Raw genomic sequence first — 14,215 nt, 5'->3', positions numbered from 1 at the left:
GTATTTCTCGGTCATCGATACAGAAACCCTCCATTTTTTCCGCCCCCTTCCCTCAGCAGAATAGCGCCATCGAAACGATTCAACACCACCAAATGGATAGCACCATGTCTGTTGAGCAACAGCAGGAATCCCCTGAAACCCGTGCCCGCCAGCACTGGATGGGCATACTGGCCAAATCGACCGTCGAGGCGTTGCAGCAGCGCTGGCAGACGCTGTCGCTGGAACCCGAATACCAGTTTATCCGCAAGCCGGAAACCGGTCTGACCATGCTGCGCGGCCGTGTCGGCGGCAGTGGCCAGCCGTTCAACCTGGGCGAGATGACCCTGACTCGCTGTGCCGTACGCCTGGCCAGCGGCACTCTTGGCGTCAGCTATGTCACCGGCCGCAACAGCCAGCATGCGATCACCGCCGCCCTGGCCGATGCCCTGCTGCAGGAAGAGCGCACTCAGTCGCTGCTGCAGCGTGAGCTGATCGCGCCCCTGCAGGCTGAGCTGGATGCCGAGCGCCAGCAGCGTGCGGCCCGGGCCAACAGCACCCGTGTGGATTTCTTTACCCTGGTACGAGGAGAAGACTGATGGCTGTCAGCAGCAACGAACTGATCGCCGGCTTCGCCGATCCGGTACAGGCATCCCAGCAGGTGTTCCGCGCCGCGCTCAAGGCGATGAGCGAACCGGGCACGCTGATGCAGATTGATTATGTAGAGCAGGCGCCCAAGGGGCTGGATCTGTCCACCTGGCAGCTGGCCCTGAGCCTGCTCGACCCCGACACCCCGGTCTGGCTCAGCCCTGCGCTGGCCAGCAGCGATGCGGTGATCAGCAATTTGCGTTTCCACTGTCAGTGTCCACTGGTGGATAACCCCTCTGATGCTGACTTTGCCATCGCCCTGCACAGTGAATTGCCGCTGCTGGCCGAACTGAACTGGGGCACGGCGGAATACCCGGACCGTTCCACCACGCTGATGGTACAGGTGCCGGCGTTAAGCGAGGAGGCACACTGGACCCTGAGCGGCCCTGGTATCGAGCACACCCGCACACTGCGCATTGCCGGCCTGAGCGAGCCCTTCCGCAGTGATCTGATCCGCAGCCGCCAGCGCTTCCCGCTGGGTATCGACACCTTCTGGTGCTGCGACAACCGACTGACCGCGCTGCCACGCACCACTTCTATACAGCCCTGCGCCAACCAACAACAGGAGACCTGCTGATGTATGTAGCCGTAAAGGGCGGTGAGAAGGCGATCGATAACGCCCATGCCCTGATGCGCACTCAGCGCCGTGGCGACAGCGCCATTGCCGAACTGAGTATTGACCAGATTCGTCAGCAGCTGCCGCTGGCCGTAGACCGGGTGATGAACGAAGGCTCGGTCTACGATCCCGAACTGGCGGCACTGGCGCTGAAACAGGCCAGCGGCGATGCGGTAGAAGCGATCTTCCTGCTGCGCGCCTACCGCACCACCCTGCCCCGCTTCGGTTACAGCGAGCCGCTGGATACCGAACAGATGCAGATCGAACGCCGCATCTCCGGCACCTTCAAGGACCTGCCGGGCGGCCAGATCCTGGGCTCTACCTATGACTACACCCACCGCCTGCTGGATTTCAGTCTGCTGGCGGCGGGCGAAGCGGAAGTCGCTCCGGAAGAAGCCAATGCCCTGTCTGAAGCACTGGCCGCCGGCAACAGCTGCCCGCGCGTGCTGGAGCTGCTCAACAAGGAAGGCCTGATCGAACAGAGCCGTGAAGCAGGCCAGGACGACCAGACGCCCCGCGACCTGACCCGCGAACCGGTCAACTACCCGGCCGAGCGCGCCGTGCGCCTGCAGAACCTGATCCGCGGTGACGAGGGCTTCCTGCTGTCCCTGAGCTACGCCTCCATGCGCGGCTACGGTGACAGCCACCCCTTCTCCGGTGAGATGCGCACCGGTCACGTCAGCGTCGAGCTGGTGCCCGAGGAACTGGGCTTCCCGATCGAGGTGGGCGAAGTGCTGCTGACCGAGAGCGAAATGGTCAACCAGTTCCACGGCTCCAAGGACCTGCCGCCGCAGTTCACCCGCGGCTACGGTATCGCCTTTGGCCGTGCCGAACGCAAGGCGATGTCGGTAGCGCTGGTGGAACGCGCCCTGCGCGCCGAGGAGCTGGGCGAGGAAGTGCTCTACCCGACCCAGGATCAGGAGTTCGTGCTGTCGCACACCGACTGTGTCTCCGCCAACGGCTTCGTATCGCACCTGAAGCTGCCGCACTACGTCGACTTCCAGTCCGAGCTGGAGATGATCCGCCGCCTGCGCAAGGGGCAGGGGCAAGGCACGCAAACCAACGCACAGGAGGCCGACGCATGAGCACCGCTACCGGCTACAACTTTGCCTATCTGGACGAGCAGTCCAAGCGCATGATCCGTCGCGCCATCCTCAAGGGCGTGGCCATTCCCGGCTACCAGGTGCCGTTCGGTGGCCGCGAGATGCCGCTGCCCCACGGCTGGGGCACCGGCGGCATGCAGGTGACCGCCAGCGTGATCGGTGAGGCCGACAAGCTGAAGGTAATCGATCAGGGCGCCGACGACACCACCAACGCGGTCAGCATCCGTCGTTTCTTCGCTCACACCGCAGGCGTGGAGACCACCGAGCAGACCGCCGAAGCGACGCTGATCCAGACCCGCCACCGCATCCCGGAACGCCCGCTGCAGGCGGATCAGATCCTGATCTACCAGGTGCCTATCCCCGAGCCGCTGCGCTTTATCGAGCCGCGCGAGAGCGAAACCCGCAAGATGCATGCGCTCAGTGAGTACGGTGCCATGCAGGTGAAACTGTACGAGGACGTGGCCCGGTTCGGCCATATCGCCACCAGTTACGACTACCCGGTGATGGTGAATAGCCGCTACATGATGGACCCGTCGCCGATCCCGAAATTCGACAACCCGAAGATGAGCATGATGCCGGCGCTGCAGCTGTTCGGTGCCGGTTTCGAGAAGCGCATCTACGCCGTGCCGCCGTTTACGCAGGTGGAAAGCCTGGACTTCGACGATCATCCGTTCGAGGTACAAAGCTGGGAGGAAGCCTGCTCCATCTGCGGCTGTGACCACAGCTTCCTGGATGAAGTGATCATCGATGATGCCGGCAGCAAGATGTTTGTCTGCTCCGATACCGACTACTGCCGCGAGCGTGTAGCCGAAGGCTTTGTGGGTGAAGCACCTGCAGCCCTGAACCAGACCGCACCTGATCAGAAAGGGCAACTGGAGACCGAACAATGAACAAGGTGATCGACGCGGTGCAGTCTGACGCCGGCGTACAGCAGGCACTGGAAACCGCATTGCAGCAAGAGTTTAAGGACCAGCCAGAATTTCAAAATGGGTGGCAGGATATCGCGCCACTGCTGAGCGTGCGCGAGCTGAACAAGTTCTACGCCCCGGGCAAGGGCTGTGGCGACATCAGCTTCGACCTCTACCCGGGTGAAGTGCTTGGCATCGTCGGCGAGTCCGGCTCCGGCAAGTCGACCCTGCTCAGCTGCCTGTCGGCGCGACTGACGCCGGACTCCGGCCAGGTGCTGTATAACAGCGAGCAGTTCGACGAGATCGATCTGTACGCCTGCGAGGAGTCCAGGCGTCGGGTACTGATGCGTTCCGAGTGGGGCATCGTACACCAGCACGCCCGTGACGGCCTGCGCATGAATGTCAGCGCGGGTGCCAATATCGGCGAGCGGCTGATGGCGGTGGGTGAGCGTCACTACGGCGACATCCGCTCCAAGGCCGAAGAATGGCTGACCGCAGTGGAGATCGATACCGGCCGTATCGACGACCGCCCCAGTCAGTTCTCCGGCGGCATGCAGCAGCGCTTGCAGATTGCGCGCAATCTGGTCACCCATCCCAAGTTGATCTTCATGGATGAGCCCACTGGCGGGCTGGATGTATCCGTGCAGGCAAAGCTGCTCGACCTGCTGCGCAACCTGGTGTCCCGTCTGGGACTGTCGGTAATCATCGTCACCCACGATCTGGCCGTAGCCCGCCTGCTGGCGCACCGACTGATGGTGATGCGCCGTGGCCAGGTGGTCGAGACCGGTCTGACCGATCAGGTTCTGGACGATCCCCAGCACCCGTACACCCAGTTGCTGGTGTCATCCATTCTGCAGAATTAAGAGGCTCCCATGACTGCAAGCCAACTGATGATCGATGTGTCCGGGGTAGAGAAAAGCTTCACCCTGCACAACCAGGGCGGCGCCAGCTTCGGCGTGCTCGACAATGCCAGCCTGCAGGTACAGGCCGGTGAATGCGTGGTGCTGCACGGCCAGTCCGGTGCCGGCAAAAGTACCTTTTTGAAAGCGCTGTACGCCAACTATTCCGTGGATGACGGCGAGATCCGTCTGCGTGACGGTGAACAGATGGTGGAGATCACCTCGGCGCTGCCGCGCCGCATTATCGCCCTGCGCCGCCAGACGCTGGGCTATGTGTCCCAGTTCCTGCGCGTGATTCCGCGTGTACCCACACTGGAGGTGGTGATGCAGCCGCTGCTGGATCTGGGCGTGGATGCCGCCCTCTGCGAAGCCAAGGCGAAACACCTGCTGCAGCGGCTTAACGTGCCGGAGCGGCTCTGGTCGCTGGCGCCGGGCACCTTCTCCGGCGGTGAGCAGCAGCGCGTCAATATTGCCCGCGGCTTCATCGTCGACTACCCGATCCTGCTACTGGACGAGCCCACCGCTTCACTGGATGCCACCAATCGCCAGGTGGTAGTGGAACTGATCCGTGAAGCCAAGGCCCGAGGGGCTGCCGTCGTCGGCATCTTCCATGACGAAGACGTACGTGAAGCGGTCGCCGACCGCCTCGTTGATATCAAAGCGATCTGAACTAATAGACAGCCCTGCGCAAGCAAGAGACATAGAGATGAAAGAACAGATTCTGACCAATGCCCGCCTGATCCTGCGCGACGAAGTGGTCACCGGCACCCTGGTGATCCGCGACGGCGAGATCGCCGAGATCAACCAGGAGATCAGCCAGCTGCCCCAGGCCGATAACCTGGACGGCGAACACCTGATGCCCGGCCTGGTGGAGCTGCACACCGACAACCAGGAAAAGTACTTCACCCCGCGCCCCAAGGTAGACTGGCCGGCGCACATGGCGATGGCGACCCATGATGCCCAGCTGATCGCGGCGGGTATCACCACCTCCTTCGACTCGGTGGCACTGGGCGACATCATCGGCGAAAGCACCCGTGTCGAGAAGCTGGATGCGATGATCAAGGCGATCATCGAATCCGAGCGCGTCGGCCTCAACCGCGCCAACCATCTGCTGCACCTGCGCTGCGAAGTCAGCTATCCGGGCCTGATGGAGCTGTTCGAGCGTTACGTCGGCGAAGATCTGGTCAAGCTGGTGTCGGTGATGGACCACGCTCCCGGTCAGCGCCAGTTCCCGCCGGAGAACATTCCCAAGTACCGCGAGTACTACATGATCAAGTACGGCCTGACCGACGCGCAGATGGATGACTTTATCGCGCTGCAGCAGGCCAACAGCGCCCAATACGCCGATCCGTTCCGTCGCCGCATCTGCGAGGTGTGCCACGATCGCGGTATCGCCATCGCCAGTCACGACGATGCTACTCTGGCCCATGCACAGGAGTCTGCTGATCTGGGCATGCAGGTGGCCGAATTCCCGACTACGCTGGAAGCTGCACGGGCGTCTCACGAACTGGGCCTGAAAGTGCTGATGGGCGCGCCCAATATCGTCCGTGGCGGTTCCCACTCGGGCAACATTGCAGCGAAAGACCTGGCCAAGGCCGGTGTGCTGGATATCCTCAGCTCCGACTACTACCCCTCGGCCCTGGTGCAGGCGGCGTTCATGGTGGCCAACATGGAGGACAACGATTACGATCTGGCACAGGCGATCAGGCTGGTCACCGCCAATCCGGCAGAAGCGGCCAACCTGCATGATCGTGGCGTACTGGAAATCGGCCGGCGTGCCGACCTGGTACAGGTCAACAGCCACTCGGTGATGCCGCTGGTGGAACGGGTCTGGTGCAAGGGCAAGCGGGTGTTCTGATGGTCAGAGGCACACTTTTCTATCTGGTCGGAGCCTCGGGCTCCGGCAAGGACTCTCTTCTCGAGGGCTGTCGCCGGCAACTGCCGGCGCAGCTGCGCTGCTGCATCGCCCACCGTTACATCACCCGGGCGGCGAATGCCGGTGGCGAAAACCATATCCACCTCAGCGAAGCCGAATTTCATCTGCGCGAGGAGCTGGGGCTGTTTGCCATGCACTGGTACTCCCACGGCTATCACTACGGTATCGGCAACGAGATTGACGCCTGGCTCGACTCCGGTGCCAACGTGCTGATCAATGGCTCACGCGAGTACCTGCCCAGGGCGATGGCGATGTACGACGAGCTGGTGCCGGTACTGGTCGATGTGGATGTGAACAAGCTGCGCCAGCGCCTGACCAAGCGCGGCCGGGAAACGCCCGAGGAGATCGAGTGCCGCCTGGCGCGCCATGCGCAGATGGTGGCACAGATGCCGGAGTGTACCCTGCATGTCAGCAACAACGGCAGCCTGCAGGACGGTATCGATGCCCTGCTCGCCGTGGTCACCGCCAACAGCCTGCAAGCCGCGGATGCCTGACTCAACCACACGAGGAACAGCATGAAACTGACCTTTCTCGGCACCGGCGATGTACGTCAGGTACCGGTTTACGGCTGCGACTGCCCGGCCTGCTCAGCTGCACGCCAGAACGGAAGCCTGCGCCGCAAGCCCTGCAGTGCACTGTTTGAACTGGGTGATCAGCGCATGCTGATCGACGGAGGCCTGACCGATCTGGCCGAACGTTTCGCGCCCGGCGACCTGCACGCCATCCTGCTGACCCATTACCATGTGGATCATGTGCAGGGGCTGTTCCATCTGCGCTGGGGACTCAACGACAGCATTCCAGTGTATGGCCCGGACGATCGAGATGGTTGTGCCGACCTGCTCAAGCACCCCGGCATTCTCGACTTTCGCCCGCCGCTGCAGCCATTCAAACCTTTCATGCTGGGCGAGGTGCAGGTCACCCCGCTGCCGCTGCAGCACTCCAAACCCACCTTCGGCTACCTGTTTGAGCATGGCGGACGGCGTATCGCCTACCTGACCGATACCGTTGGCCTGCCGGAAGACACTGCACGTTTTTTGGAAGACTTCGATGAGCTGGAGATGGTTATCGACTGCAGCCAGCCGCCACGCCCCGAACCGCCTCGCAACCACAACGACCTGAACCTGGTCGTGGCAGTTCATCAACGCCTGCAGCCAAAAAGCACCTGGCTGACCCACATTGGTCATGAGATGGATGCCTGGATAATGGATCATGAGCTGCCGGCGGGCCTGTCAGTGGCGCGAGATGGCGAGACCATCCGCTGAACGCCCCATCAATAGAGTCCAGAGCCATGTCAACGCCTAAGGCCGCACACCCGCTACTCACCCCCAGGCTTCAGGCAAAATAGGAAAAACTCCTATATCTCTATTCGGGCTGCTGTTTCTATAATGCTTCACAAGTTCAGGGCTGCAAGGGATTGGCAGCGGAACTCGGCACAAGTGGCAACAGGGACAGCAGGATGCATTGCCACATGGAAAAGGATTGCTGAAGAGAGGGCGTACTCAGGACGATACGCCCTTTTGTTTTTTCTGACGTACCACTCCCCCAGTTATACCCCTCCTGTTCAACACTCATATCCGACTCACTGGCGGTTGATCCGGGCCACAGGCAAGCTATTGGTGTAGCACATGCATACTGCGGCCCCAGGGAAAATCCATTTTCCCGGGACCGTTCATGGCTGCATCAGGCCGGCAGTGCCACCAGCCCCATCAGCTCCTGCATATTGGCACTGTCCTTCATGCCGGCAGCAATCTCCCGCTGCTCCTCGAGAACCTCGCGCAGCACTTCATCGGTGGTCAAAGGGTTAGCCAGCACCACCCTGAACACCGTGATCGCCTGCTGACCATAGCATTCAGGCTTCAGCCGGGTACGCGACACGAAGGCCTTGCCCCGTTCACGCTGCTCCTTCTGGATCGCCTGAGTGATGCGGCTCAGCACCTCGTTGATGCGCTGACGCTGGCCTTCATCCGCATCACGCAGCCGTGCCTGCACTTCAGCGGGCACCCAACGGTAGGTAAAGATATTGAGTTCCGGCTCGGACACCAGCTCGAAGTCTTCCAGTGAGGCAATACGGTCAGCGAAGCGTCGTGCCAGCTCGATGCCTTTTTCGATCAGCATGGCGTAACCGCGACGACTGATGATTTTCAGGCCGGCATGTACCAGCATTGCCATTCCGGGTCTCGAGCCCTCAAGCGTGGTACTGCCGAGATCCTTTGAGCCCTGGCGGATAATGTACTGAGCATGATGCTCAATGCTTTCCAGCATCGACGGATCACGGAACAGAACCAAACCGACGCCCATGGGCACATAGAGCTGTTTGTGCGCATCAATGGTCACCGAGTCAGCACGCTCGATCCCTTTCAGCAGCGGGCGATAGCGATCGGAAAACAGCGTAGGCCCGCCCCAGGCGGCATCGACATGGAAATGCAAATCGTGCGCTTCGGCGATGTCGGCCAGCTTGTCCAGCGGGTCGATGTTGCCGGTCTCAGTGGTACCCGCGATACCGACCAGCGCAAAAGGACGTATCCGCTGCTGCTTCAACTCCTCGATCTTGCGTTCGAGTGCATCAAGACAGATACGGTTGTGACTGTCCGTTTCGACGGAAACCAGGTTTTCACGCCCGATACCCAGCACATCGGCCGCCTTGGACAGCGAATAGTGACCGCGCTCCGACACCAGCACGGCAGCACCTTCACAGCCGTAATGGCGCATGGCACCGAAAATACCACTGTGATTAATGCCGGGGAAATTACCGTCCGGACCGAACGCCCGGTTCCGGGCTGTCCACAACGCCGTGATGTTGGCGACGGTACCACCCGAACAGAAGGCACCGAGTCGCTTGCGGCCATGATGCAACCAGGTATCGTAAAACTCCGAGGACTGCCCGTAGGTCAGTCGATGCAGCATGCCCAGTACCTGGCGCTCGAGCGGTGTGAACGCCTTGGATGTTTCGGTCTTCACCAGGTTCTGGTTCAGAGCGATCATGATCTTCGACAGCGGGATCATGAAATAGGGCAACGCCGAGGTCATGTGACCGACGAAGCTCGGCGACGAGGTATGAACAGACTGCGCCACCACCTTATCAAGCAGAAATTCGGCATGTTCGGATACAAAGATAGGATCTTCCGGTATCCGAGTATCGTTGAAGTCTTGCTCAATTTTTACCAGATCGGCTTCTTCTGCAACGATATGCTCCTGCAGGAAGCCGGCGAGATTCGCTGAAATATCATTGTCCAGACGGTTCAGCGTAGACCCCGGCGCTTCTGGAACGGTGAAAATCCGCAATAGGTTTTCCATGCTGATTTCAGCCATGCTGGTTTTCTTTAGCACTTCTACCATGAATCTGTAGTAAGCCCTCAGAACCGGGAAGGCATAGCACCGGCCCTGCCTCTGAGAGGCTCAACATCCTCTTTCATCACTTCACAAAGCGGCTAATCGATGTAAATAAACCCGCCACCTGAACATTGGCTATCATCTCGCCAATCCGACCATTCTACGTTATGCCACCCGGAGCCCGCATCATGATTTATCACGCGGCCCGTCAATATGCGACCAATGACAGCCGCCATTGAGACAAAGGAAGTCTTGTACTCGGCAAACGTTGCAGGCTCGCAGCTTACCCCGCTCCGGCAGGCAGGGCTAGTCCATGGCAAGACTTGCGCCATACGAGACAACACTCCTGGAAGCCGTTTCAGGAGGATAACAGGTTTGACAATAGAGGGCTTTACGGGGCGCCATGACCGGTGCCCCGGGAGCGCACCGACTAGCGCTGATGCAAGTGCGAAGAGTCGAAACTGCGGGTCACGATTCGTTTCAACAGACGGATTTTTTCCTTCGCCAGGTCCTGATCAACCCGAACCGGCTGATCGCTGACTCTGCGACCGCGGTGTGCCACCGAGGCAGGATAGAGCCACTTGGCCACACGACGGCGCTTGTCATGATTGCTGCGCCGATCAAGGATAGACTGGCGCCGCTCCCAGCCGACAAATTGCGAAAACAGGTACTGCTTCCACCAATCCTCTGCTTCCTGCAGAGTCGCCATGGTCGGGCTCACCTGCTGGCCATCATAATCGGACCAGTAAAAACAGATTCTGCCGTCGACAAAATCCTTGAACAGTTTGATGGGCATGGGGCGCCCCCGATATTAGCGTCGCGCCGTCAGCAATATCCTTCCCAAACACGGCTCCTTGTCGCCCCCACAACCTTGGCTACCGATCCAGCACCAGCGGCAACCCGAGGCAATCCCCTGTTACAGATCCAATCTGCCTTCATTAAGCAATATTTAGTCCAAAAAGCCGATTTGGGCAAACACCCGGTAGACCGTCGCATCCCTGCGAACCTTATGGCTTGCCCTTGAACCGGCGTCGATCGGCTTACGACGACAGACATGACTCCAGCCAGCGGGCCATGCTCAGCAAGCGATCATCGTCCCGCGCCTGCCCCACCAGCTGGATACCCAGTGGTAACTGATTGTCATCCATAAGCCCCGGCAGCGTAACGACCGGCAACCCCATCACCTGCCAGGGACGGCTCATATGTGGCGCGCCTGTCTTGTCACGCCCTTCGGGCGCAGCACCGGGCGCCGCAGGTGCCAGAATGGCATCCACACCGGCAAACTCGGAGAACAGGCGCTGGCGGATCTCTTCCGCCGCGTGCAGCGACTTAAGATAATCGTCCCGTGAAGTCGCCAGTCCCGTTTCGATCAGCGCGTGCAACGGCTCGCTGAGCTGCTCGGGAAAGCGCGATTCATAGGCCAGATTACGGCTCGCTTCATACGCCATAATACAGCCATGGTGAACCACCAGATCCCCCAGCCAGGTGCCCAGATCCGGCGCGATCACTTCGACACCCTGCTCGACCAGTATCGCTTCCACTTGGCGAATCGCCGCGATCATCTCAGGACTGGTTTCACCAATCGCGGGTCCGCTGCACAGGAGGACCTTTGACGGCTTCAATGCACTGGCGCTATTCAGGGGGTCACGCTGGCGCAGCAGGACGGCACGCAGCAGCTCTATATCCTCGACTCGGCGGCTGAACAGGCCCAGAGAGTCCAGCGACTGCCCCAGCGGCTGAATGCCACGCAGGGAAAACTCCCCCCGGGAACCGACATAACCCACCGTACCGCAATAGGCCGCCGGCCGGATCACTGACGCGGCCGTCTGAGAGCCCAGCGCGACAGGTACCATCTCATCGGCGACCGCGGCTGCAGAGCCACTGGAAGAGCCACCCGGGGTGCGCTCAAGATCATGCGGGTTGGCTGTTTTGCCGGGACGGAAATAGGCGAACTCGGTCGTGACTGTTTTACCCAGCACGATTGCGCCAGCCTCGCGCAACAGGGTGACACAGCTGGCATCATCCACCGGGCGGCGCCCTTGATGAATGGGCGACCCCATCTCGGTCGGCATATCCGCTGTATCGATAATGTCCTTGATCCCTACCGGCATTCCTTTCAGCAGACTCTGCTCATAGAATTCGCGGTTGCAGCGGTACTGATCCAGGCATTCCTCCCGAGTCAACCGGTGCTGCCAGGCTCCTACATCCGCTTCGCGAGCTTCGATCCGATCAAAGCAGTCCGCAATGATCTCTTCGGCGCTGCACAGCCCTTGCTGCACCGCTGCAAGTGCCTGTTTCAGGCCCATTTTGTTCTTGTTTTCGTGACCACTCATACTGTCTCACACCCGTATTTACTGGCATTTATAATCCAAAACAGGCTGATATATTAGTTGAATATTCAACTAAATCACAGAGCCGATATCAGAGCCTGGCCCTGGTATCCATCCGATTAGCCGCAACGTCGAGGCAGGTGCGATTCTTTCAGCCATGAACACAAATCAACCGCTTACACCCCATAAAATAAAGCTATTAACCATAAATTTTTCATGGACTTAGAGTCCAAACTTTAGGAATTTTTCCCATATCCAATGGTGTGAACTCTTTGAGAGACTGGGGGACAGGGTTTCTCCAGCGAGACCCCTTGAGCGCTCTGTGCAACCCTGTGCAGAGCGCTCACTCTTACCTCCAAAAAACAGGAATCGGAGTGCTTGCCAACCTTGCCAGTTCACATGAATAGAGCTGGCGACCGGATCGCCCGCCTGACCCTATCGTTAGCTGTGCTGACATGGTTTGTTTAACATTTTTTTGGCATGGCCTTCTGGCTAATCAAGGGTGTCGAGCGGTCAGGACTCTTCCGCATCCGGATCCTTTTCAAACAAGGCAAACCCGCCCTCGACTACCAGCGCCACCAGGGGAGTGAGGATGAGGACCATCGGCAGCAGGAACGGCCAAGCATAGGCTATAAAACCCAAAACCACCTCGGCATCCATCAATGCAGCCCAGCCACTGCCATTCACAATGACAGCCGCAATGATGCAGATGTTTACGGCCATCGCGATACTGACGCTCTTGATGGATAGCATATTCAACATAACCTTTAATCCTCGCCCAATTCATCCTGGTGAACCCGCGATATATTGTCAAAGAGAGCCGGTAGCTCCCTTAGGGTTTCTTGCCAAGCCGCGTATAGAACCGGATACTTCACGATTTCGCAATTGCTGCACGAGGTGCTTGCGGTGACACAGATTACCGATAATACAGTGGTTCAGTTCTTCTACACGCTGACCGATGCTGACGATACCCAGATCGAAACCAACCACGGCGCCGATCCCATCGCTTACCTTCACGGTCACGACGGCATGATCCCGGCCATCGAAGAAGCCCTGGCAGGCAAATCCGCTGGCGATACCCTGCACCTGACACTGACGCCGGAACAGGCTTACGGCGAGCGCCAGGAAGGCCAGCAGCAGCGCGTGCCGATCAAGCACCTGCAGGGTCTGCCCAAAGGTGTTCGCAACTGGAAACCCGGCATGGTCGCCGTGGTACAGACCGATCAGGGCATGCGCCAGGTTACCGTGATCAAACCGGGCCTGAAGATGGTGCTGGTCGATACCAACCACCCGCTGGCCGGCAAGACGCTGACTTACGATATTGAAGTGGTCGATGTTCGCGCCGCAACCGATGAAGAGATCGCCCATGGTCACGCCCATGGCGTTGGCGGTCATCAGCACTGATCGAGTGATCAAGTTCGCCGATCGATAAAAGCCAGGACTATGCTTAAGTTCATAACCCAATTGTTACGGAGAAAACCCATGGCACGCGCAAGCGCACGTCACATCCTTGTCAGTACTGAAGCCGAATGCCAGGCTCTGAAAGATCAAATCGCGGGCGGCGCCGATTTTGCCGCTTTGGCCAAAGAGCACTCCCAGTGCCCTTCAGGTCAGCAGGGCGGTGAGCTGGGCAGCTTCGGCCCCGGCCAGATGGTTCCAGCATTCGACAAAGTCGTCTTCAGCGCACCGATCAATGAAGTCCAGGGCCCGGTGAAAACCCAGTTCGGTTACCACCTGCTGGAAGTGACCAGCCGCGAAGACTGATTTTCGCCTGCTTACCGGCCCTGACCTGGCACCCTGCCGCCGGGTCAGGGCCGTACTTTTTTGATACTCACGGGAAAAACCATGGCTGAATTCGAACAACTGGTTATTGAAGAGCTGATCGAAGGCACAGGAACTGAAGTAAAAAAAGGCGGTGCCCTGATCACTGCTCACTATCGCGGCTTTCTGGAAGACGGTACCGAGTTTGATTCCTCCTACGACAAGGGCCATCCGTTTCAGACGGTGCTGAGCCGTAAGAAGGTAATCGCCGCCTGGGTCGAAGGCCTTAAAGGGATGAAGGTGGGTGGTAAGCGCAAACTGCTGGTGCCTGCGGAGATGGGATATGGCGAGCGCGGCTTCGGTGACAAGATTCCGCCAAATGCGAATCTGATTTTTGAGATTGAGCTGCTGGAAGCGTTGAATCGGGAATGACGGACTTTCAAGAAGGTTTTGTTGGGCTTGGTGACTTAGCTTGTAAGCGCTGAGCCTATAGACGAAAAAATCGCCGAAAGGCGATTCATATAACTTCTTTATTTAAATGGTCGGGACGGCAGGATTTGAACCTGCGACCCCTTGCACCCCATGCAAGTGCGCTACCAGACTGCGCTACGCCCCGACTAGGCGGGAACTGAAAGATCAGTTCCGAAGAGGCTGCAAATACTACCCCAAGCTTTTGATAAATGGAAGCTTTCAGTGGAGAGTTTTTTC

The 14,215-nt window shown here is 59.3% G+C and carries 16 protein-coding genes and 1 tRNA gene; 12 read left to right on the top strand and 5 right to left on the bottom strand.

The window, feature by feature from the left end; genetic code table 11:
- The first annotated feature begins 104 nt into the window (after nt 1-104).
- From phnG to phnP, 9 genes are read left to right on the top strand one after another with little or no spacing between them, the layout of a single operon-like run.
- Nucleotides 105-575 carry a phosphonate C-P lyase system protein PhnG gene (phnG, locus tag ABD013_RS08375; RefSeq protein WP_343804796.1) on the top strand — a complete coding sequence of 157 codons (471 nt, stop codon included), beginning with the start codon at nt 105-107 and terminating at the stop codon, nt 573-575.
- Nucleotides 575-1,201: a phosphonate C-P lyase system protein PhnH gene (phnH, locus tag ABD013_RS08370; RefSeq protein ID WP_343804795.1), complete on the top strand. Its 627-nt coding sequence runs from the start codon at nt 575-577 to the stop codon at nt 1,199-1,201. The genes phnG and phnH overlap by 1 nt, the downstream gene beginning before the upstream one ends.
- Nucleotides 1,201-2,325 (top strand): carbon-phosphorus lyase complex subunit, encoded by a 1,125-nt coding sequence (locus tag ABD013_RS08365; protein WP_343804794.1) that lies wholly within the window; start codon nt 1,201-1,203, stop codon nt 2,323-2,325. Before phnH ends, ABD013_RS08365 begins: the two co-directional genes overlap by 1 nt.
- Nucleotides 2,322-3,233, top strand: a complete 912-nt coding sequence (locus ABD013_RS08360; protein WP_343804793.1) for an alpha-D-ribose 1-methylphosphonate 5-phosphate C-P-lyase PhnJ — start codon at nt 2,322-2,324, stop codon at nt 3,231-3,233. The genes ABD013_RS08365 and ABD013_RS08360 overlap by 4 nt, the downstream gene beginning before the upstream one ends.
- Nucleotides 3,230-4,114, top strand: a complete 885-nt coding sequence (phnK, locus tag ABD013_RS08355) for a phosphonate C-P lyase system protein PhnK (RefSeq protein ID WP_343804792.1) — start codon at nt 3,230-3,232, stop codon at nt 4,112-4,114. The genes ABD013_RS08360 and phnK overlap by 4 nt, the downstream gene beginning before the upstream one ends.
- A gap of 9 nt (nt 4,115-4,123) precedes the next feature.
- On the top strand, nt 4,124-4,819 hold the full coding sequence (phnL, locus tag ABD013_RS08350; protein WP_343804791.1) for a phosphonate C-P lyase system protein PhnL: 696 nt from the start codon (nt 4,124-4,126) through the stop codon (nt 4,817-4,819).
- 37 nt (nt 4,820-4,856) lie between these two features.
- Complete coding sequence (gene phnM / locus ABD013_RS08345) at nt 4,857-6,008, top strand: alpha-D-ribose 1-methylphosphonate 5-triphosphate diphosphatase (protein WP_343804790.1); 1,152 nt, start codon at nt 4,857-4,859, stop codon at nt 6,006-6,008.
- A complete protein-coding gene (phnN, locus tag ABD013_RS08340) occupies nt 6,008-6,580 on the top strand; it encodes a phosphonate metabolism protein/1,5-bisphosphokinase (PRPP-forming) PhnN (protein WP_343804789.1) in 573 nt (190 codons plus the stop codon). Before phnM ends, phnN begins: the two co-directional genes overlap by 1 nt.
- A 21-nt stretch (nt 6,581-6,601) precedes the next feature.
- Nucleotides 6,602-7,348, top strand: a complete 747-nt coding sequence (gene phnP / locus ABD013_RS08335; protein ID WP_343804788.1) for a phosphonate metabolism protein PhnP — start codon at nt 6,602-6,604, stop codon at nt 7,346-7,348.
- 418 nt (nt 7,349-7,766) lie between these two features.
- Here phnP and panP read toward each other — a convergent pair whose 3' ends face one another.
- From panP to ABD013_RS08315, 4 genes are all read right to left on the bottom strand, one after another.
- Nucleotides 7,767-9,395: a pyridoxal-dependent aspartate 1-decarboxylase PanP gene (panP, locus tag ABD013_RS08330; protein ID WP_343804786.1), complete on the bottom strand. Its 1,629-nt coding sequence runs from the start codon at nt 9,393-9,395 to the stop codon at nt 7,767-7,769.
- Nucleotides 9,396-9,846: 451 nt separating this feature from the next.
- Nucleotides 9,847-10,212 carry a hypothetical protein gene (locus ABD013_RS08325; protein ID WP_343804785.1) on the bottom strand — a complete coding sequence of 122 codons (366 nt, stop codon included), beginning with the start codon at nt 10,210-10,212 and terminating at the stop codon, nt 9,847-9,849.
- A gap of 244 nt (nt 10,213-10,456) precedes the next feature.
- Complete coding sequence (locus ABD013_RS08320) at nt 10,457-11,749, bottom strand: amidase (protein WP_343804783.1); 1,293 nt, start codon at nt 11,747-11,749, stop codon at nt 10,457-10,459.
- A gap of 510 nt (nt 11,750-12,259) precedes the next feature.
- Entirely contained in the window at nt 12,260-12,508 is a 249-nt protein-coding gene (locus tag ABD013_RS08315) for a hypothetical protein (RefSeq protein ID WP_343804781.1), read from the bottom strand.
- 144 nt (nt 12,509-12,652) lie between these two features.
- Between ABD013_RS08315 and ABD013_RS08310 the strand changes: the two genes are divergently transcribed.
- From ABD013_RS08310 to ABD013_RS08300, 3 genes are all read left to right on the top strand, one after another.
- Nucleotides 12,653-13,150: an FKBP-type peptidyl-prolyl cis-trans isomerase gene (locus ABD013_RS08310; RefSeq protein ID WP_343804779.1), complete on the top strand. Its 498-nt coding sequence runs from the start codon at nt 12,653-12,655 to the stop codon at nt 13,148-13,150.
- Between the two features lie 39 nt (nt 13,151-13,189).
- Complete coding sequence (locus ABD013_RS08305; RefSeq protein ID WP_486336248.1) at nt 13,190-13,510, top strand: peptidylprolyl isomerase; 321 nt, start codon at nt 13,190-13,192, stop codon at nt 13,508-13,510.
- Nucleotides 13,511-13,591: 81 nt separating this feature from the next.
- Complete coding sequence (locus ABD013_RS08300; protein ID WP_343804775.1) at nt 13,592-13,939, top strand: FKBP-type peptidyl-prolyl cis-trans isomerase; 348 nt, start codon at nt 13,592-13,594, stop codon at nt 13,937-13,939.
- A 107-nt stretch (nt 13,940-14,046) separates the two neighbouring features.
- On the opposite strand, the gene ABD013_RS08295 is transcribed toward ABD013_RS08300, so the two are convergent.
- Nucleotides 14,047-14,123: transfer RNA gene (locus tag ABD013_RS08295), tRNA-Pro, on the bottom strand.
- Nucleotides 14,124-14,215 lie beyond the last annotated feature (92 nt).

Source organism: Marinobacterium maritimum, assembly GCF_039523155.1.
Lineage (GTDB): Bacteria > Pseudomonadota > Gammaproteobacteria > Pseudomonadales > Balneatricaceae > Marinobacterium > Marinobacterium maritimum.
This window is presented reverse-complemented; position numbering and strand designations above follow the sequence as displayed.